This window comes from Quadrisphaera granulorum (genome assembly GCF_003149145.1).
GTDB classification, from domain to species: domain Bacteria; phylum Actinomycetota; class Actinomycetes; order Actinomycetales; family Quadrisphaeraceae; genus Quadrisphaera; species Quadrisphaera granulorum.
In genome coordinates this window covers 14663-34262 of the sequence record NZ_QGDQ01000036.1, presented here as the reverse complement: position 1 = coordinate 34262, position 19600 = coordinate 14663, and the positions used below count along the sequence as shown (strand labels likewise).

Genomic DNA, 19600 nt, shown 5'->3' with positions numbered 1-19600 from the left:
GCTTCCCAGCGGAGAACCTGCTGGTCAGAGCATGATCAAATGGTGTCCGAGGGGGGACTTGAACCCCCACGCCCTATACGGGCACTAGCACCTCAAGCTAGCGCGTCTGCCTATTCCGCCACCCGGACGAGTGCGGTGATGACATTAGCACCTGGTCCGGGGGCTCCTTGGCCCCACCCACCGGTACGGCGCGCCCCGCCTACCGTGCTGCCATGGCCGACGCCGAACAGCCAGCCGACCGGGCGCTGCGAGCAGAGGGACTGGTCAACGCCCGCGACCTCGGCGGATTGCGGCGGGACGACGGCACCCTGACGCCGACAGGGGTCTTCTACCGCTCCGAGAACGTGGACTGGCTCACCCCGGCGGGCTGGCAGCAGCTGTACGCCGCTGGAATCCGGACCATCGTTGACCTGCGCCAACCCGCAGAGCGCGCGCGGGATCTCGCCGAACGGCCTGACTGGGTGACGACGGTCGAGGTCGACCTCGACGGGCTCGAGAACCACGAGTTCTGGAAGGACTACTGGGACAACGGTCTCGTCGGGACGGCGCTCTACTTCCTTCCGCACCTGGAGGCGATGCCCGAGCGGGCAGCGGCGGCCCTGTCAGCTGTCGTTTCCGCTCCGCCCGGTGGAGTGCTGTTCCACTGCATGGGCGGACGTGATCGCACCGGCTTGATCGCGCTGCTGCTGCTCAAGGCCATCGGCACTCGAGATGACGAGATCGTCGATGACTACCTCGAGACTGTGCGTCTCGGGGACCTGCGCGCCGCGTCGATGAAGCGCAACAACGAGGAGGCGTCACTCGAGGCGCTGTGCCGAGCGCACGGCACGACGACCGAAGGCGCGTTCCGGCATGCGGTGGAGAACGTGGACCTCGACACGGTGCTGTCGGGGGCCAACGTCAGCGCAGATGACCGTCGGGCGCTGTTCAGCTGGCGAGAGACGGTGACGTAGCGGTTGCCCTGAAGGTTGACGTGGCGGCCGTCCAGGGGTCTCGCCGATGGACCGCTTTCCAAGACGATCTCCGCGTGCCCGTCGTCCCGACGACCTCACGAGCCCTCCGACGGGGCGTCGTTCTCGGGTCTGGCCGCCTGGACGGCCTCGTGCCCCGCGGGCACGTGGGAAGGGCCGGCTTCAGCAGGGCGGGGCTCGTCCTCGGCGTAGGCACGCAGCGCCAGCAGCGCTACGTCGTCGTCGAGGTGGTCACCGACGAGCTCCAGCAGCGCGTCGCACAGCTCCTCCAGCGGCGCGTCCGCGAGCTCCGCGACGGCGCCGGCCAGCCACGCGAGACCGTGCTCGAGGCTGGCGCCGCGGCGCTCGACCAGGCCGTCGGTGAACAGCAGCACCGTCGCCCCTACGGGCAGGACGAGCTCGTGGTCGTGCCGGTCGGTGCTCGGGTCCCAGCCCAGCACCACGTCCGAGTCGTCCGGCTGAAGGTAGGAGACAGCGCCCTCGGCGGTCAGGAGCAGCGGAGGAAGGTGCCCGGCGTTGGACCAGCGGAGCAGCCGCGTGCCCGCCGCGCGGTGGGCCTCGTCGACTTCGATCTGGGCGATGACCACGGTGGCTACGGTGTCGATGCCCAGACCGGCGGCGGCCCGGTCCAGGGCCGCCAGCGCCCGAGCGGGGGGCTCACCGAGGGTGAAGGCGATCCCGCGCAGCAGGTTGCGCAACTGCCCCATCACGGCGGCAGCGCGCATGTCGTGGCCGGTGACGTCTCCGACCACCAGCGTGGTCAGCCCTTCGGAGGTGACGAAGGCGTCGTACCAGTCCCCACCGACCTCAGCAGCGCTGGATGCGGCCGCGTAGCGGACCGCGATCTGCAGGTGGTCCGGTTCGGGCGGAGCGGTGAGCATGGAGCGCTGCAGGGTCTCGGCGATGCCGGCGACTTCAGCCAGGGCGGCATGCTCGGCCGCGTGCGCGCCGATGCGGTCCAGCGCCTGAGCGGTCAACGCCGCGAAGGCCTGCAGCAGCTCACGCTCGGAGCCGCTCCAGGAGTGGGGTTCGGTGAAGCCGAGCGTCACGCACCCCAGCAGCTGGCGGCGTCCCTGCAGCGGCACCGCGGCCCAGGCATGCACGTTTGCTTCGGCGTACAGCGCCGCTGAGCCGGGGAAGGCGGCTTCGGTCTGCTCCCGGTCGTCCAGCTAGAAGGCAGCTCCCGTGGTGGCTGCCCGGATGACGGGCAGGGGGAAGTCGGCCGGGACACGCTGGAGCCTGGTGCCCACCTCGGCGTAGGTGTCGGTGACCGAGGTGAGCACATGGGCTCCGTCGGCCTCGCGCAGGCACAGTCCGCACCCGTTGGCGCCCAGCAGGGACGCGCCCCAGGTGGACAAGACCGTCAGCACGCCGTCCCGGGTGTCGGCATCGGCCAGGGCCTGCGCGATGGCGACCAGCGTGGCCTGGCGCTGGCCGCTGGCGCGCTCGGCCAGAGCGGCTGCCTGCGCCTGCTCCGCTGCGGCGCGCTCGGCCTTGCGGGCCTCCAACCGCTGCAACGCCTGGGCGCACTGGGCGGCGTAGGTCTCCAGCAGCTCCAGCTGTTCACCCTCGAACTGCTGCGGCTGCTTCCAGCCGACGCTGAGGACCCCCAGCAGCCGGCCGCGCGCCACCAGCGGCAGGCATGCCCAGGCCTGGCACCCGGTCGTCACGCTGACCTCTTCCGGCACCGGGCCGAAGGCGACCCCTTCGGCGAGGTCGTGGATGAGCACCCTCGTGGCGGTGCGGGCAGCCTGCGTCACCGGCAGGTGGGCGTCCAGGGGCATCCGGCTGTACTGCGCGCGGGTCCGCTCACCCAGGCTGGAGGAGATGTAGGACACCAGCTGCTCGGCATCGTTCGGGTCCGGCACCGCGACGGCGCCGCCGTCGGCGTCCAAGGCCGCCTGACCCTGCTCGGCCATGATGACGGCGAGCTCCTCGAGGCTCTCGGCGTCGTTCAAGGACAGCGCGATGCGGCCCAGGGCGGCGAGCCGGGCGCCGGCCCGTTCCGCGGCGGCGCGGGACTGGACCCGCTCGGTGATGTCCAGGAAGTACAGCGCCAGGCCGTCGGGAGCGGGGACGGCGCGCACCTCCACCCACACGTCCAGCGGCGCGGGGTAGTAAGCGTCGAAGCTGACTGGTTCACCGGTGGCCACCGCGTGGCGGTAGCTGCGCTCGAACTCGGTGCCGACAGTGGCCGGGAACACCTCCCAGAAGCTGCGCCCGACCAGGTCGGCTCTGCTCGCCTGGGCGATGTGCTCGGCGGCAGCATTGACGTAGGTGACGGACCAGTCGGCGTCCAGGGCCAGGTACCCCACTGCCATCGTCTCCAGGACGGCGGCGGTGCGGGCGGTGGCCTCACGGGACTCGGTGACGTCATACACCGCGCCCACCAGCGCGGTTGTCGCACCCTGCTCGTCGGTGAGGATCCGCCCGCGCGCAGCGACCAAGCGATGACCCCCGCCGGGCAACACGATGCGGTACTCCGCGGCGTAGGTCCCGGCGCTGGCGATCGCGCGTTGGACACGGGCGACGACGTCGTCGACGTCGTCGGGGTGCACGTTGGCGTAGACGTCAGCGGGGCGCCCGCTGAAGGTGGCGCGGCTCAGCTCGGACAGCTCCAGCAGGCGGTCGTCGACCTCGAGCTGCTCGCCGGGCAGGTGCAGGACGTAGGTGCCGATGCCCGCGGCTGCCGCGGACAGGTCCCACAGTGCCTGGCGCGTCGTGGGCCCGTGGGCCGGCTCGCTGCTCATCGGACACATCCTCTCCGCGCGGGGCCGCCGTGATGGTCCCCCCTGCGGGTGACCGCCATGAGGCCAGCTCGTCAGAACCCACCCATGCGGTCCCCTATGGCACCGAGCCGCACCTGGTAGCCCCCGACGTGGCCGACACCGCAGGATGACCGCCATGAGCCGCGTGACGATGCGCCCCTTTCATGCCGACGACGTCGAGGGGGTGCTCGCGCTGTGGGAGGCCAGCAGTCGCTCGGCGGGGCAGCCTGTGTACGGGCTGGCGGAAGTGCTGGCCTCCTGCGAGAAGGACCACGCCGTGGTCGCCCACGACGCGGGCCGCCTGGTGGGTGCGGTGGTGGGGCGCGCCGCGCACGCGCAGGGTTGGGTGGTGTTCCTGGGCACCGCCCCCGGTCACGAGGCGCTCGGTCCGCGGCTGCTGGCCGCACTGGAGCGGGAGATGACCGGCACCGGCCTCACCAAGCTGTCAGCGCTGCTGGCCGATGACCAGGTGGCCCTGGAGGCCTTCGCGCGGCAGGGCTTCACCATCCAGAAGGACCTGCACTACCTCGAGCGTGACCTGCCGCTGCAGCGCGCCGAGGTGGCGCTGCTGGGGGAGCTGGGCGGGCGGATGCTCTCCCGCGACCGCTGGGACGCCATCGGCGGGATGACCGAGGAGAAGTCGCTGCTGGAGCGGCGGCTGGTGGTCCCGCTGGCTCACCCCGACGTGGCCGACAGGTTCGGGGTAGCGCCGCCGCGCGCCGTCGTCCTGTTCGGTCCTCCCGGCACCGGCAAGACCACCTTCGCCAAGGCCATCGCCTCGCGGCTGGAGTGGCCGTTCGTGGAGGTCTTCCCCTCGCGGCTGGCCGCTGACCCGGCGGGGCTGGCCGGGGCGCTGCGGGAGACGTTCACGAAGATCGCGGCGCTGGAGCACGTCGTCGTCTTCATCGACGAGGTCGAGGAGATCGCCGGGCGCCGCGGCGGGGAGCCGCCCTCGCCGCTGCAGGGGGTCACCAACGAGCTGTTGAAGATCATCCCGGCGTTCCGGGAGCAGCCGGGTCGGCTGCTGGTGTGCGCGACGAACTTCATCCGTGCCATCGATGGGGCGTTCCTGCGGCACGGGCGCTTCGACTACGTGCTGCCGATCGGCCTGCCTGACGCCGCCGCCCGTCACGCGATCTGGCAGGCGTACTTACCTGCGGGTGCCGTGGACGTCGATCTGGCCGAGGTGGTGGCCCACAGCGAGGGGTTCTCACCGGCTGACATCGAGTTCGCCGCGCGCCGCGCTTCCCAGGCGGCGATGGAGCACGCGCTGGCTCGGGCGGCGGAGTCGGGATCGAGCGGGGACGTGGTCGGTGACGGTCCGACCACGCAGGACTACTTGCGAGCCGTGGCCAGCACCCGTGCCACCGTCTCGGCGGAGACCGCCGCGGAGTTCGCCGAGGACATCACGACCCTGGCGCGCCTGTGACCGTGCTCGGGGCAGGCTGAGCCGGAGCTCATCAGGTCAGGGCGCGCGGAGCCGCGCGCCCTGACCTCACAGCGGCGTGAGGAAGAGCCCGCACAGGTGCGTCGGAGCGCCCGTGGCGACGGGTTGCTCGGCGGCCAGGTCCAGCAGCGTCTGCTGGAGGCGGCGCGCCTGGTCGGCGTTCAGCGCGAGGGGGAGCCACGACAGCACCACCGGCGGCGCCTGCTCCGCGCGCTCGGTGGCATCGCCGGGCAACCACCGCGTTCCCTCGGGTGAAACCGAGAGCCGCAGCCCGCCCTCCTCACCGTCTTTCCGATGGACGACGACGTCCCAGCTCAGCAGCCCTCGTTGCACAGCAGCTCGCGCCAGTGCCTGCAGGAAGGGCTTCCGTCCGGCGGCGTCGACCTCGTCGAAAACGGCGGTGACATCGGCCTCGGGCAGCAGGTCCAACGAGCCGCGCAGCACCTGCGGTGCGGTCCAGGTGACGACGGCGCGCCCGGAGTGCTCACGACGAGACACCTCCCGCAGCACCCCGGCGCGGTGCAGCCTGGCGACGTGGTGGGCGGTGCGCTCGGTGCTCCATCCCAGCTCGCGGGCCGCTTGCGCGGTCTCCACCGACCGCCCGCAGAAGATCGCCAGCACCTGCCGGGTCAACGGGTCCAGCAGGGAACGCACCGTTGAGGCGTCGCGCAGCCGGACCTCCCGAGCCTCGGGATCACGAGCCGGAGACGTGTTCGTCGGACCGTCCAGCGTCCCCATCGCAGCCGCCCCTTCGCCGTCACCGCTGTGCGCCACACGTCGCGGCCCCGCGACGGTAGCCGTCGGTCGACTCAGCAGAACCCCTGGTGGGCTGAGTCGACTGCCTCTGACCCTGCGGCCATGACGACCGACACGATGCTCACCGGGGACCAACCCGGAGACCACGCCGAGGACGACGCCGCCGCGCCCGTGCGACGCCCGTCCGCCGTCGGGGTCGTGCTCGCACACCACGCGGTGATGGGTATGGCGATCGCGGTGCCGTGGCTGGCGCTCGCGCCCACGGCCACCCGGTGGGGGATGCCGCCGGTGTTCCTGCTGCTCGTCCTCGTGGGCACGGTGCTGCCCGTGCTGGCATGGGCGGCACTACGACGGCGACTGGCCGCCGAGGGCATCGTCTGTGCTCACGGGGGTGACCGCACCCCGCTGGACGGGGTCACGGTCCCGATGAACCCGGTGAACCCCGTGGACCTTCGTGACCGGCTGGGCCTGCGGCGTCCGCGCGCCAGGCAGGTGCTCGTGGCGGGCCTCCCGGCCATGCTTGTCGCGGTAGTGCTGCCGTTGGCCGGACTGCCGGTGGAAGCTGCCGCGCACCGCTGGGGCTGGTTCGCGACGTGGCCGTCCACGGGGGTGGCCGACCTGCTCGCCGCTCCTTCCGCTTCCCCCGTGAACCTCGCCCTCGTCCTCGGCATGTGGGTGGTCGTCGCCGTCGTCGTCGGTCCCGTCGTGGAGGAGGTGATCTTCCGCGGCTTGCTGCAGCCGCTGCTGCCGGGCGGCCCCTGGGCGAGGGTGATGCTGGGGAGTGCGCTGTTCGCGGTCTACCACCTGTGGCAGCCGTCGTCCTGGGTCACGGTGTGGCTGGCCACCCTGCCTGTCGCGTGGGTCCGGGAGCGGACCGGCTCGACATGGCTGGCGGCGGGGGTGCACATCGGCGTCAACGCCGCGGCGCTGGGGATGCTGCTCACGGGAGCGCTGGTCCGCTGAGGCGTCGTCGACGACCTGCCCCCCCGCCCCCCGCATCCTTCGGTGCCGGGCTCGGACACCGGCACGTGGCCACGGCCGCTATCGCTGATGTAATCCCTGGATGCACCTCAACCCTTACGGCGAGTACGCGGTGCTCCTCGCCGCCTCCTTGGCCAACGACTGGCCCGCCACGCGCGAGCAGCTGGTGGCGCGCACCCGTGAGCACGGCATGACCATGCCCTTCCCGTCAGCGCCGGGGGACCTGGAGCAGACCCGAGCGGTGCTCGACAGCTGGTTGACGGTCGTCGATGCGGACGACGACGACGAGCGCGCCCGTCTGCTCAACGCGCAGATGGCGGCGGTGGCGGCCTACCCGCGCCTGACCGACCACGACAGGGAGGGCTGGCACCTGCACTACCGCGACCCCGGTCAGTCGCTGCCGGCGGTGCTGGCGGCGGTCATCAGCGTGGGTACCGCGCTCCACCTGACGACCCGGGGGATGCACCGGCTACGGCGCTGCGCCGCCGGGCCGGAGGTGGGTGACGCGTGCGTCAACGTCGTCGTCGACGTCACTCGCAACGGGCGTCAGCGGTACTGCTCGGTGCGGTGCGCCAACCGCGCTGCGGTTCGGCGCCACCGAGCGCGAGTGCCGCGTCCGTGATGGGTTGCGGGTCGACTGCCCGACCCCTGTGCCTGAGCCCGCTGGTGTCATGGTTGAACTGGTCAAGGGCATGACGTCATCGTTCGCGGATGGAGCAGGTGCAGCACTCGTGGGCCACGGTGTCGACGCACGCCACAAGTGAAGGACTCCTCAGCTACCAGCGGTGCCATTGCGGCCGTTGGCGGATCCTCGTCGAGTCGCGCACCGTTGCCGAGGCCGGCTGACGATGGAGCTTGGGGTGAGGTGGCTGATTCCCCGGGCCGCTGACTGTGGCCCTCCCTGCAACGCACGTCGTGGAGCGGGAGCCTTGGTATCGGGAGCTGTGCTCCGTGAGCCCCATCAGCGTGACGGCTTGATGACTCCCAAGGGGCCAACCATCTAGAGCCGCCCGCCGAGGGTGTGGACATCAGGGTGGCTGCGGAAGAGGTCGGCCTCGAACCGGTAGGCGTCGCCGCGGTACCGGTTGGAGCCGATGAGCACGGGCGCACCGTTCTGCTCGTACGCCACCTCGTCGCCGACGAGCACCGCGGCGCCGGGATTGACTCCCAGGAGTCGCGCGAGGGCTGCGTCTGCGTTCGCCGCGGTCAAGGCGTAGGCGCTCCGGAAGACGTCGATGCCGCACTGCTCGCGCAGCACCTGGTACAGCGAGGCGTCTTCGAGGTTGGCGTCGACCAGTGCCGGTGCCCGGTTCACGGGGACGACGACGACGTCGAAGCAGACCGGCACCTGGTCCATGCCGCGCAGTCTGTCGATCTGCACCACGGCGGCGGCGGGAGCGATGCGCAGCTTCTCGGCCTCCTCCAGTCCGGCGGGTCGAACCTCCTGGCGCAGCACCTTCGCTGTGGGCCGCAGGCCGCGCGCTCGCGCCATCTCGGTGAAGGACAGCAGGGTGCTCGGGGGCTCTCCCAGTACCCGTTGCGGCACGAACCAGCCACGCTGCGCGGACCGCTCAAGGAACCCCTGATCTTCGAGGGCGGCTAGGCCCAGGCGCAGGGTCGCGCGGCTGACTCCCAGTCGCTCGGCGAGGGCCCGCTCGCCGGGAAGTCGTGACCCTGCGGCGAACTGGCCCGTGGACACCGCCTCGAGGACGGCGTTGTAGACCTCCGCTGCGACTCCTGGCGGTGCGCTGCCTGCCATGGCGCCAGACCGTACCAGTGGTGATGACTGGTACGAACTTTGTTACCAATCGTCGACTACTGGTTCAACTGGACTGATCGTGGTTAGTGTCCACCTCGCTGCCTCGATCGAGCGAGCGGCGACAACCCGACCAGGTGGGGTGAGCATGAGACTCGGCATCCTGCGCAGTACTGCTGTCGCAAGCGTTCTGGGAATCGCTGTGCTGGCGAGCGGGTGCGCTCCGGGTGGCGGCGGAACGACAGGGCAGAACCCCTCACCGTCGACCGTCTCCACGGACATCTCCGGCTCCGGCCCCGTCACTCTCGAGCTGACCGACTTCTGGGCGGGCGTCGAGGGCGAGTGGATCGAGGCGGTGATCGACGACTTCGAGAAGAAGCACCCCGACGTCACCATCGAGCGGACCACGGAGGAGTGGGGGCAGCTGAACTCCACCCTCAACCTGAAGCTGCAGAGCGACGACGGCCCTGACATCGCCTCCGCCAACAACGGATGGCAGTCGCTCGGAACGCTGGCCCGCGGTGGCCTGGTGCGCAACCTCGACCCGTATGTCGAGGCGTACGGCTGGGGCGAGACGGTCCCCCCGACGATCGCCCGGCAGAACCAGTTCTCCACCGATTTCACGACCATGGGAACCGGCTCGTGGTTCGGCACACCGATGGCACGCACCGCGCTCATCGGCCTCTACTACAACATCGACGAGCTCAAGGCGTTGGGACTGCAACCACCCACGACCCTGGCCGAGCTGGAGTCCGCAGCGGCCGCCGTCAAGGCGGCCGGGAAGACCGTGTTCGCCTACGGCAGCCTCGACGGGGTCACCGCGCCGCTGCTCGGCGTGCAGGCCGCGCTGGCCGACAAGACCGCGCTCGGTAGTTATGTCTACGGCGACACCTCGGTGAAGGTCTCCGACATCGCCGTCGCCGAGGCCGCGAAGGTCGTCGGCGACTGGGCGAGCAAGGGGTACTTCCCCGAGGGCTACAACGGCATCGACTACAACACGGCCATCGCGAACTTCAAGGCCGGCCAGGGCGTCTTCAGGTGGGAGTACACCGGATCACTCGGTCTCGATGCGGAGCAGCAGAAGCACTTCGGCTACACGCAGCTTGCACAGTCGTCGGGGTCGGTCGTGGCGGTCGGAGCGGCACCGGCGGCGATGGTCATCTCCTCCAGGTCCGAGCACCCGGATGTGGCAGCGGCCTTCCTCGACGCGATGATGTCGCCCGAAGCCGGCCAGCGGGCGGCTGACCTCGGCCTGGTGCCGGCGCTCGCACCGGACGCCACCCTGCCCGCCACCTCGGGAACCTTGGTCGAAGAGGCGAACGCGGCCAAGACCCTCGACAAGGACGACGGCTACGTCCCCTACTTCGACTGGTCCAGCCCGACCATGTTCGACACGCTGACCCAGCAGCTGCAGCTCCTCTACGCCGGCAAGTCCACGCCTCAGACCCTGGCCGAGGCGGTCGAGCAAGACCGGAGCGCCTTCCTGGCAGGGCAGGGCTGAGCGTGCTGTCGACCGACGAGAAGACCACGGCGCCGCATCGGCCGGCTCCGGTCGTGACAGCCTCGACGCCTCCCCGGCGTCCCGGAGGTCTGGCCCGGCGGCGGCGCCTCACCGGACTGGCGCTCGCCGCCATCCCCCTGGCCCTGTACGGCGCCGTCGTCCTGATCCCCTTGGCGCAGTCGGTGCGGTACTCCTTCTACTCCTGGGACGGCGTCGGCGCGGCGACCTGGGTCGGCCTGCGCAACTACGCCTCCTTCGCGACGGACCCCGTCCTCCGGTCAACGGTCGGGCACGTGCTCGTGCTCGTCGTGTTCTTCTCCGTGCTGCCCATCGTGCTCGGGCTGCTCTCGGCTGCGCTCCTCGCCAGGGGGCGCAGCCGAGGGATGGCGGTCTACCGCTGGATCTTCTTCCTGCCCCAGGTGTTGACGAGCGTGGTCGTCGCTCTCGTCTTCCGCCGCATCTACGCGTTGGACGGGCCGTTGAACAGCGTCCTCCAGGCCGTCGGTCTCGGGTCCCTCGCACGGGCGTGGCTGGCGGACTTCACCTGGGCGCTGCCGGCGCTCGGACTCGTGGGCACCTGGGCCACCTTCGGGTTCTGCATGGTGCTGTTCATCTCCGGGACGACGGCGATCAACCCCGAGCTCTACGAGGCTGCCCGCATGGACGGCGCAGGTCCGGTGCGCGAGTTCTTCTGCGTCACCCTCCCCGGACTCAGGGGCCAGGTGGCCATTGCGGTGACCCTCACGGTCACCGCCTCGCTGCGCACGTTCGATCTCGTCTGGGTCACCACACGTGGGGGACCCGGCACCTCCACCCTCACACCGGCGGTGGCGCTCTACCGGGCGGCCTTCCAGAACCCGCAGGTGGGGCTGGCTGCCGCGATCGGCGTGACGATGGCGGTGCTGTGCCTGCTCATCGCCGTCGTCGTGACGCGCACTGCGGAGCGTGACTGACGTGAAGCGGAGCGGTGAGGTCGTCGTCAACCAGGTCGTCCTGGGGGTCATGGCTGTCCTCGTACTCGCCCCCGTCGTGGTGTTCCTGCTGACTGCGCTCAGCCCCGACATCTCCGGGCGCCCCGCGCTGACGCAGCTGACCTGGGGAAACTTCGTCGAGGCGTGGCACGTGGCCGACCTGGGGCGGGCGATGGGCGTATCGCTGACCATCTCGGTCTGCGCGGTCGCCGGGCAGCTTCTGCTTGCCCTCCTCGGAGGATTCGCGTTCGGGGTCCTGGGAGTCACCGGAGAGAAGGTGCTGTTCCCGGTGCTGCTCCTCGGAATGATGATCTCCACCGAAGCCATCATCGTCCCGCTGTACTTCCAGTTCAGGGACGTCGGGCTCGTCGGAACCCTGCCGGGGATACTGCTGATCCACCTCGGGATGGGCGTCCCCTTCGGCGTCTTCTGGCTGAGGGCAGCGTTCCGTGCGCTGCCGAGATCCGTGTTCGAGGCCGCCGAGCTGGACGGCGCTGGCCCTCTGACGACGTTGCGCCTGCTCGGGGCGCCGATGGTCCGGCCGGCCATCTACACGCTGGCCCTGCTCAGCTTCATGTGGACGTGGAACGACTACTTCCTCTCTCTGGTCTTCCTCCAAGGGGACCTGCAGCCGGCCACGGTGGCCTTGGGCTCGTTCCAGGGGCGCTACACCACGCAGATCAACCTCCTGGCCGCGGCCGGCCTCATCGTGGCTGCCCCCGTCCTCGGCCTGTACGTCCTCTTCCAGCGCCGGTTCATCGCGGGGATGCTCGCCGGCTCCATCAAGGAGTGACTCGGCTCGGTCCCCGGAAGCCGCTGCTACCTCCCCTGGCTTCCCCTTCTCACAGCTTGGAGCTGTCGTGTCCCTCGTACCCCTCATCAAGCCGGACGCGGAGTCGGTCGGCGAACACGTGGCCTCGCTCGTGGCGCAACGCCTGCACGCCAGCGGACCACACCCCTTCCTCCTCGGGTGCCCGAGCGGGCGCAGCGCCCACCCGACCTACCGGGCACTGGCCCGGCGAGCGGCCGCCGGGCTCGACGTGTCGCGACTCGTCGTCGTCCTCATGGACGAATACCTGCAGGTGGACGCGTCGGGCTTCTCGCGGATCGACCCGCAACGGTCCTACTCGTGCCTGGGCTTCGGCGAGCGGGAGATCCTCGCGCCGCTGGCCGCGGCTTGCGCCGCCGCGGGGACCACACCACCCCGGGAGATCTGGGTGCCCGACCCCAACGATCCGGACGAGTATGACCACCGCATCAGCGCGGCCGGTGGGGTCGACCTCTTCCTCCTGGCGACGGGAGCGACCGACGGGCACATCGCCCTGAACCAACCTGGCACGGCCCGCGCCGCGATGACCCACGTCGCGGCGCTCGGCGAGGCCACCCGCCGCGACAACATGGGCACCTTCGCCGAACTGACGAGCCTCGAGAAGGTGCCCACCCACGGGGTCACCGTCGGTGTCGACACCATCGCCTCGCTGTCCCGCGAGGTCGTGATGATCGTGACGGGCGAGCACAAGCGCACGGCGCTGCAGCGCATCGCGGCAGCCGACAGCTACGACCCGACGTGGCCTTCCACGATCGCGGTCGAGTGCAAGGCACCGACGCTGGTGGCCGACCTCGCCGCCGCGACGGGTTGACGGGCTCCGACGGTCCAGCCCCTCGCTCACGCCCGTCCCCTCAACCCCACCTCCCACAGATCCCACCCCCTCACATCCGGAGGATGCACAACCATGGCTTCCATCAAGCTCGTCTACATCGGTGGAGGGTCCTCGCGTGGCGCGGGGACCATGGCTTCGTTGCTCGCCCACGGCAAGGAGTTCGAGGGCTCCGAAGTGGTCATCCAGGACGCCGACCCGACACACCTGGAGGCGGTGGAGACCATCTCCCGCAAGCTCGCCGCCGCTCAGGGCCTGGACATCACGATCTCCTCGACCACGGACCGACGCGCGGCCTTGACCGATGCCGACGCCGTGCTGTCGAGCTTCCGGCCCGGTGGCTTCGAGGCCAGGGCACTGGACGAGCGGATCCCGCTCAAGCACGGCGTGATCGGCCAGGAGACGCAGGGGCCCGGTGGCTTCTTCATGGCGCTGCGGTCCATCGCGGTCTACCAGGACCTCCTGCGCGACCTCGACGACGTCGCACCCGGTGCCACGATCTTCAACTACACGAATCCCGTCAACATCGTCTCCCAGGCGGTGAGCCTCTACAGCGATCGGACGATCTGGTCGATGTGCGAGGGCCCCATCACCTTCCCGCTGACGGTGCTGCACGCCGCGGGTCTCGACCCCGCGCGCGCCGAGGTCACCATGGCCGGCGTCAATCACAACTGCTGGTCCACGGAGCACCTCTACGACGGCGAGGACCTCATGCCGCTGCTCGACGCAGCCTGGGAGGCGCGTCGTGACGACCCTTCGCTCGACGTCCACTCGCGGCGCATGCTCCACCTGGCCACAGCCATGCGCTCGGTCCCATCCGACTACTTCCAGTACTACTACTTCTCCGAGGACGTGCTGCGCGACCTGCGGGGACGTCCCACGACGCGCGCGGAGGACCTCCTCACGGCGCTGCCCGGCTACTGGGAGCACTACGACGAGCAGGTCCGGGCGGAGGTCCCCGCGCTCGACCCCAGTCGTTCCCGCGGCGGCATCCACGAGCTCGAGCTGGCCATCGACGTCATGAGCGCCCACTTCAACGACACCGGTGCGCGTCTACCGGTCAACCTCCCGAACACGGGCGGGTTCCTCCCCGGCTTCGACGACGACGTCGTCGTGGAGGCCTGGTGCACGGTCGACGCAGCTGGCGTCCACCCCCTCCCGCAGAAGCCGCTGCCGCACTCCGTCAAGGGACTGGTGCAGCAGCTCGCCGAGTACCAGTACCTGGCCGCCGTGGCGGCGTGGGAAGGCACCCGCGCCGACGGCCTCAGGGCTCTGGCCGCCAACCCCATGGTCCCCACGCTGGCCGTCGCCGAGGAGCTCTACGACGAGATGGCGCGCGCTCACCGCCACTACCTGCCCGAGCGCCTGCTCGCGTGAGCAGCCACCTCGCGGTCGACGCCGGCAACTCCAAGACCGTCGCGGTGCTCGTCGACCACACCGGAGCGGTGCTGGGACGCGGACGCGGCGGGTGCGGCGACATCTACGGGGCCAAGTCTCCCGAGGACGCCGTGAACGCCGTCGTCGGAGCCATCGGCACCGCCCTCGGAGCAGCCGGGGTGCCCACCGGCCAGGTGGCGTCGGCGGCGCTGCGCCTCGCCGGTGTCGACTTCGAGGAGGACGCCGAGTTCTGGTGTACCCACCTGCGGCGCAGGTTCCCCGAGCTCGGTTCGTTCAGCGTGAAGAACGACGCCTACGCGTCGTTGCGCCTCATCGACGGCAGCGGGACCGGGGTGAGCATCACCGTCGGCACCGGCCCGGCGGTCGCCGCTCGCGCCGCCAGCGGGCGCGAGGAGTGCTCCGGCATGTTCGTCTTCGACGACCTCGGGGGTCAGGGACTCGGCCGCTCGGCCCTCGAAGCGGTGTGCCGCGCGTGGATGGGGCTCGGACCGCCGACCTCGCTCACGCGATCGATGCTCGCAGCGTTCGAGGCGCGTGACGGCTGGGAACTCCGGCACCTGTTCGTGCGGCGTTTCGGAGCCCTACCACCGCAGCGGCTCTGGGGCGCCGCACGCCTCGTCCTCGCCGGCGCCGACGAGGGCGACGCGGTGGCGCAGCGCATCGTCGAGGACCAGGCGAGGGCGTTCGCCAGGTACGCGGGGTGGTGCGCCGAACGTGTCGGCGTCGACCTCGCCAGTGGAGAGCTGCCGGTGCTCCTCAACGGCTCTGTGGCGACCTCCGAAAGCCCCGCGATGCGAACAGCCCTGGTCCGCGAACTGCAGCGAGTTGCTCCAGCCGCGGCGGTGCGGGTCTCCGACGCACCGCCGCTGGCCGGAGTGGTGCTCGACGCGCTCGCCGAAGGCGGTGTCTCGGTGGACCGCGGACTCCTCGCCGTGATCGGTCGCGACCACCCCGAGGAGTTCCTGCTCACCTGAGAACCACCGGTCCGTGGCGTGTTCGCGCACTGCCCGTGGTGCCTCCAGCGAGAGTCCTCGCCTCCCGCTGGGAGGTGCGGTGCCGAGCCGTGCGGCGTGCACCTCCCAACGTCAGCTCACTGTCAGCGCGCGACCTCCCAGACGACCGGTGGTGACGGCGCGTAACAGCAGACGGTGCCGAGGCGCAGGCACGCCCGTAGGTGCTCCTCCAGCTCCGGGTGGCGGTCGCGGAGGAGGCGCAGCACCTGGCGCACCCGCCAGCCGACTGCCGACCTCGCCCGCTCCAGCGCCGCCGCATCATCACTGTCGGTGATGGTCGAGGAGTCCCAGCGGCCAGCCGCCAGGTGCTGCCCGAGCTGGAGCAGCTCCTCCGCCGCAGCCCGCGACTCCTCGACGTCACCGCGACGGTCGGCGGCGTCCAACGCCGCGCGCAGCTCGACGCTCCGCGCGCGCAGCGCGTCGTGCCGGGCGGTCAGGGCGTTCGTCGTCCCCGCGTCCGCAGTGCCCACCGGCATCTCGGGTCGACCGTCGCGCAGGGCTGCAGCGGAGACCGGCACACCAGGGGCACCGAGGAGGACGACGAGGTCGTCCATCCCCTTCGACGGCGGCAGCTCCACGCTCTGCCCGCGCCAGGTGACGAGCCACCCGTCGGAGGTCCTCGCCAGGCGGGCGACGACGCCAGCGCCCGGACCGAGGCACTCAGGGGCATCGCGACCGGCGACGTTCCCGCCCGGCGGGGGAGCGTTCCGCATCGGCACCCGCTCTACCCGGTCCACACGGCGGAGCTGGTTCAGTGAGCGAGTTGCCAGGTGCACCTCCAGCCGGCTGCGTGCGGTCTCTTCGTCCCCGTCGGTGAAAGCACGCGCCACGAATTGATGCGGTCCCGGCACTCGGTAGCGCGTGATGGTCCCGTGTGCCTCGGCGTGCACGAGCGACCCGTCGACGAGCTCGTCGAGGGCGTCGAGCAGTTCGTCGTCGTCCAGCTCGTCGTCATCATCACCCGCGACCAGCGCCTCGACCGCGGCGAAGTCGAGAGGGCGCGCGGTGACGGCCATGAGCCCGAGCACGCGGCGAGCAGGGTGAGACAGCGCGGCGAGCGACCCGGCCAGGGCGGCCTCGATGCTGCGGTGTCGGGCGAGCGCCGGACCCTTGCGGGGCGCCGGTAGGGGAAGGCCCCGCTGCCACCGGTCCAGCGCCTCCTGTGGCGTCAGCGACCGCAGCCATCCGGCGGCGAGCTCCAGGGCCAGGGGTGACCCGTCGAGCAGACGCACCAGCTCCAGCAGCGCCTCGAGGTCGTCTCGACCCGGCTGCCCGTCCTGCGCGGCCTCTCGAAGGTGCACCGCAAGAGCGGGCTCCCGCGCCTCGAGGCGCTCCAGCACGAGTCGCGCCGCAGGTGAGGTCAGCGCTTCGACGAGGCTGGCCTCCCGGCCCGGGACCGCCAGCGGTCCGACCGGCAGGAGCTGCTCCCCGGGCAAGCCCAGCGGTACGCGCGAGGTGACCAGCACCCTCAGCGCGGTGTCGTGCCGGAGCACCAGGGAGGCCGCCTCACGGGCCGACGTCGGTTCCGTGTCGGCGCCGTCCAGAAGCACGACGTCCCACCTGCCGGGCACGCGGTCCGCGAGGGCCTCGGCCGTCCGACCGACGATGTCCTGATCGTCGACGCCTTGACCAGCAGTGTCCTGGCCGACGACGAGCACCGGACCCGGCCCGCCGAGCAGCCCCCGGCTGGAGGCCGTGCAGGCCAGGTGCGTCTTGCCGATCCCCGCAGGGCCTGTGAGGGTCACGAGCCGGCACGACGACACCGTGCGCACCAGGGCCGCCAGCTCCTCCTCACGGCCCAGCACGGCGCACAGTATGGCCGCCTTCCCGCGTGAGGCGGGGGCTCCCGCGACCGAGGTGATCACCCCGACCGCCGGAGGAGTTCCCGTGCTCGCGCCCGACCTCACCGCCGTCCACGTCGCTGCCCTCGACGTCGCTGCTCTCCACGTCGCCGCCCTCGACCTGCACGCGCTGGTCGACGGAGCCTCCCTGATGGGACCCGTGGGGGGTGCGGGACCGACCGTGGTCACGGGCCTGGCCGTGGGCGTCGCCGCTGGGCTCGTGCTCTCGATCCCCTTTGGCGCCCTGAGCGCCATGCTCGTCGAGGTGGGCATGCGCTCCACGCCCCGCGTGGCGATGTCCGCGGCGGTCGGGGTGGCCAGTACCGACGTCGTCTTCGCGCTCGTCGCCGCGACGACCGGCAGCGTCGTCAGCGCGGCCTTGGCGCCGTGGCGGATGCAGGTGCAGGTGGTCGCCGCCGTCGTCGTCCTCCTCCTAGGCGCCCATGCGCTGCATTCCGCCCTGCGCGAGGAGTCGGGGAAGCCGACGGGTCGGCATGTCGCGACCCGGAGCGGCCCGCCGGGGCAGCAGGTCCGCTCGACGTGGCTGCGGTTCGTCGTGGCGGCGGCGGCCAATCCGATGACCACGCTGACGCTCACGGCGCTGGCGGCGTCGCTGGGTCCGTCGACCACACCCGCCGTCGTGGTCGCCTTCGCGGCCGGGTGCGGGGTCGCGTCGATCGTCTGGCACTCGTGTCTGTCCCTCGGCGGCCACCTGCTGGGGCGCTGGCTCACCGTGCGGGCCCGCCGCGCCGCGGCGTGGGCGGGCGCCGTCGTCACCGTGGGGATGGCGGCGCAGATGGTGATGGCGTGAGGGTGTCGACCTGCAGCCTTCGGGGAGCCGGCATCAGCGCAGCTCGGAGAGATCGGGCCGGCGCAGCCCGCGTCAGACCGTGAACCGGCTCGTCAGCTCCCGCAGCCGACCCGCGGACGCTGCGAGGGTGTCCGCCGTCGAGGCGGTGTCTCCGGCGCTCTCGCGGTTGACCTCCGCGCCTGCGGCGATGTCGGCCACGTTGGCGGAGATCTGCGCGGAACCCGAGGAGATCTCCGTGATGTTGCGGACCATCTCTGACGTGGTGGCGGACTGTTCCTCCACGGCGGCGGCGATGGTCGCCTGCACGGCATCGATCTGGGAGATCACCTCGCCGATCCCCGTGACCGCCTCGGCGGCGGCTGCGGCGTCGCCCTGGGTCGCGGCCACCTTGCTGACGATCTCGTCGGTGGCCTGCGCGGTCTGACGTGCCAGCTCCTTGACCTCTCCGGCGACGACGGCGAAGCCCTTGCCCAGCTCCCCGGCGCGAGCGGCCTCGATGGTGGCGTTCAACGCGAGAAGGTTGGTCTGCTCGGCGATGCTCGTGATGAGCTTGACGACGTCGCCGATCTCCCGGCTTGAGGTGCCCAGCCGCTCGATGGCCTGACCGGCGGAGGCGGCGGCCTCGACAGCGGAGTTCGCCTTGGACGAGGCCTCGGCGGTCGCTGACGCGATCTGGGTGATGGCAGCGGTCATCTCTTCACCGGCGGCGGCCACCGTGGTGATCGACACCGTGACCTCCTCGGAGGCGGCCGCCACGACCTGCGTCTGCATGGAGGTCTGCTGCGCGCTGGACGCCATCTGCGTGGACACACCGGTGAGGGAGCCGGAGGCCGACGCCAGGGCGTGGGCCTCCGCGCTGATCTCCCGCATGGCCGAGGCCAGGGAGTCCAGAGAGGCGTCGGTGGACGATGCCAGCTGTCCGACCTCGTCACGCCGCGCCAGCGCCACGCGGCGGTCCAACCGGCCCTGAGCGACGGCGGCCATGACGTCCACCACGCGCTGCAGCGGTCGTGTGACCGAGCGGGCCACGGTGACCGCGATCGCTGCCGCGAGCAGGACGGCCACCACCGCGCACCCGACGAGCAGCGCCACCGCGGAGCGGTAGCTCGACTCGCCGTCAGCAGTCATCCGCGCGGCGGCCGCCACCTCGGCCTCGGTGATCTCCTTCAGTGCCGCGGACGCCGCGGTGGAGTACTTGCTCGTGGTGGTGGGCCGCATGGCCGCGTAGCCGGCGTAGTCCTTGGCCACCAGAACCGGCACCTGCTGCTGCGCCCCGGCGAACCACTGCTGCATGGCCGTCCAGAAGGCCTCCTGCTGTGCCCGGCTACTGGCGGGCTCGCTCGCGAGGTACGCCTTCCAGTCCGCGTTGAACGCCGCGACGTCGGCCGTGTACTCGTCCACTGCCTTCGCGGTGGAGGCCGCGTCGGGAGCCATGCCGATGTTGCTCAGCTGGAAACGCATCTGGAGCAACGCCGTGGCGGTCTGGTCCGCGGTCATCACGGAGGTCAGGCCGCTCTCCGAGAGCAGCTTGAGGTTGGCCTGCGCCTGCCCCAGACGGATCACACCCACCCCGCTCACGAGCACGAGCAGGGCGCTGATCACGCCGAACCCGGCGTACAGCTTGTGCGCGATCTTCAGGTCTGCGAGGTGGCGCATGTCGACGTTCTCCCCCAAGTCGTCGTTCGGTGCCGTGGATATCGGCACCGCCATCGGCGTCCTGAACAGTGG

The 19600-nt window shown here is 71.2% G+C and carries 17 protein-coding genes and 1 tRNA gene; 11 read left to right on the top strand and 7 right to left on the bottom strand.

The window, feature by feature from the left end; genetic code table 11:
* Nucleotides 1-40 precede the first annotated feature (40 nt).
* A tRNA-Leu gene (locus tag BXY45_RS20270) sits at nucleotides 41-128 on the bottom strand.
* Between the two features lie 84 nt (nucleotides 129-212).
* On the opposite strand from BXY45_RS20270, the gene BXY45_RS20265 reads away from it, so the two are divergent.
* The gene (locus BXY45_RS20265) at nucleotides 213-953 is read left to right on the top strand and encodes a tyrosine-protein phosphatase (RefSeq protein ID WP_109776342.1); all 741 of its coding nucleotides are present in this window, start codon (nucleotides 213-215) and stop codon (nucleotides 951-953) included.
* Between the two features lie 95 nt (nucleotides 954-1048).
* Here the strand turns inward: BXY45_RS20265 and BXY45_RS20260 are convergent, their stop codons facing one another.
* Nucleotides 1049-2140 (bottom strand): SpoIIE family protein phosphatase, encoded by a 1092-nt coding sequence (locus BXY45_RS20260; protein WP_342799590.1) that lies wholly within the window; start codon nucleotides 2138-2140, stop codon nucleotides 1049-1051.
* A complete protein-coding gene (locus BXY45_RS20255) occupies nucleotides 2141-3721 on the bottom strand; it encodes a PAS domain-containing protein (RefSeq protein ID WP_170131643.1) in 1581 nt (526 codons plus the stop codon). It lies immediately after the preceding gene.
* A gap of 154 nt (nucleotides 3722-3875) precedes the next feature.
* Here BXY45_RS20255 and BXY45_RS20250 point away from each other — a divergent pair, with 154 nt between their 5' ends.
* Complete coding sequence (locus BXY45_RS20250; RefSeq protein ID WP_109776339.1) at nucleotides 3876-5168, top strand: ATP-binding protein; 1293 nt, start codon at nucleotides 3876-3878, stop codon at nucleotides 5166-5168.
* 66 nt (nucleotides 5169-5234) lie between these two features.
* On the opposite strand, the gene BXY45_RS20245 is transcribed toward BXY45_RS20250, so the two are convergent.
* Nucleotides 5235-5924, bottom strand: coding sequence for a hypothetical protein (locus BXY45_RS20245; RefSeq protein ID WP_146211298.1), 690 nt, complete (start codon nucleotides 5922-5924; stop codon nucleotides 5235-5237).
* 120 nt (nucleotides 5925-6044) lie between these two features.
* On the opposite strand from BXY45_RS20245, the gene BXY45_RS20240 reads away from it, so the two are divergent.
* A complete protein-coding gene (locus BXY45_RS20240) occupies nucleotides 6045-6905 on the top strand; it encodes a CPBP family intramembrane glutamic endopeptidase (RefSeq protein ID WP_109776337.1) in 861 nt (286 codons plus the stop codon).
* Between the two features lie 100 nt (nucleotides 6906-7005).
* Nucleotides 7006-7545: a CGNR zinc finger domain-containing protein gene (locus BXY45_RS20235; RefSeq protein WP_109776336.1), complete on the top strand. Its 540-nt coding sequence runs from the start codon at nucleotides 7006-7008 to the stop codon at nucleotides 7543-7545.
* Nucleotides 7546-7923: 378 nt separating this feature from the next.
* On the opposite strand, the gene BXY45_RS20230 is transcribed toward BXY45_RS20235, so the two are convergent.
* Nucleotides 7924-8682, bottom strand: coding sequence for a GntR family transcriptional regulator (locus BXY45_RS20230; RefSeq protein ID WP_109776335.1), 759 nt, complete (start codon nucleotides 8680-8682; stop codon nucleotides 7924-7926).
* Nucleotides 8683-8827: 145 nt separating this feature from the next.
* On the opposite strand from BXY45_RS20230, the gene BXY45_RS20225 reads away from it, so the two are divergent.
* From BXY45_RS20225 to BXY45_RS20200, 6 genes are all read left to right on the top strand, one after another.
* On the top strand, nucleotides 8828-10180 hold the full coding sequence (locus BXY45_RS20225; protein ID WP_170131642.1) for an ABC transporter substrate-binding protein: 1353 nt from the start codon (nucleotides 8828-8830) through the stop codon (nucleotides 10178-10180).
* Nucleotides 10181-10233: 53 nt separating this feature from the next.
* Complete coding sequence (locus tag BXY45_RS20220) at nucleotides 10234-11133, top strand: carbohydrate ABC transporter permease (RefSeq protein ID WP_109776364.1); 900 nt, start codon at nucleotides 10234-10236, stop codon at nucleotides 11131-11133.
* 1 nt (nucleotide 11134) lies between these two features.
* Nucleotides 11135-11944: a carbohydrate ABC transporter permease gene (locus tag BXY45_RS20215; protein ID WP_109776333.1), complete on the top strand. Its 810-nt coding sequence runs from the start codon at nucleotides 11135-11137 to the stop codon at nucleotides 11942-11944.
* A 67-nt stretch (nucleotides 11945-12011) separates the two neighbouring features.
* On the top strand, nucleotides 12012-12791 hold the full coding sequence (locus tag BXY45_RS20210; protein ID WP_170131641.1) for a 6-phosphogluconolactonase: 780 nt from the start codon (nucleotides 12012-12014) through the stop codon (nucleotides 12789-12791).
* 93 nt (nucleotides 12792-12884) lie between these two features.
* Nucleotides 12885-14186 (top strand): family 4 glycosyl hydrolase, encoded by a 1302-nt coding sequence (locus tag BXY45_RS20205; protein ID WP_109776331.1) that lies wholly within the window; start codon nucleotides 12885-12887, stop codon nucleotides 14184-14186.
* Nucleotides 14183-15181 carry an N-acetylglucosamine kinase gene (locus tag BXY45_RS20200; RefSeq protein ID WP_109776330.1) on the top strand — a complete coding sequence of 333 codons (999 nt, stop codon included), beginning with the start codon at nucleotides 14183-14185 and terminating at the stop codon, nucleotides 15179-15181. Before BXY45_RS20205 ends, BXY45_RS20200 begins: the two co-directional genes overlap by 4 nt.
* A 122-nt stretch (nucleotides 15182-15303) precedes the next feature.
* Here BXY45_RS20200 and BXY45_RS20195 read toward each other — a convergent pair whose 3' ends face one another.
* Nucleotides 15304-17025, bottom strand: a complete 1722-nt coding sequence (locus BXY45_RS20195) for a hypothetical protein (protein WP_109776329.1) — start codon at nucleotides 17023-17025, stop codon at nucleotides 15304-15306.
* 10 nt (nucleotides 17026-17035) lie between these two features.
* On the opposite strand from BXY45_RS20195, the gene BXY45_RS20190 reads away from it, so the two are divergent.
* Nucleotides 17036-17872, top strand: a complete 837-nt coding sequence (locus tag BXY45_RS20190) for a LysE family transporter (protein ID WP_109776328.1) — start codon at nucleotides 17036-17038, stop codon at nucleotides 17870-17872.
* A gap of 72 nt (nucleotides 17873-17944) precedes the next feature.
* Here BXY45_RS20190 and BXY45_RS20185 read toward each other — a convergent pair whose 3' ends face one another.
* A complete protein-coding gene (locus BXY45_RS20185; protein WP_245961949.1) occupies nucleotides 17945-19576 on the bottom strand; it encodes a methyl-accepting chemotaxis protein in 1632 nt (543 codons plus the stop codon).
* Between the last annotated feature and the right edge of the window lie 24 nt (nucleotides 19577-19600).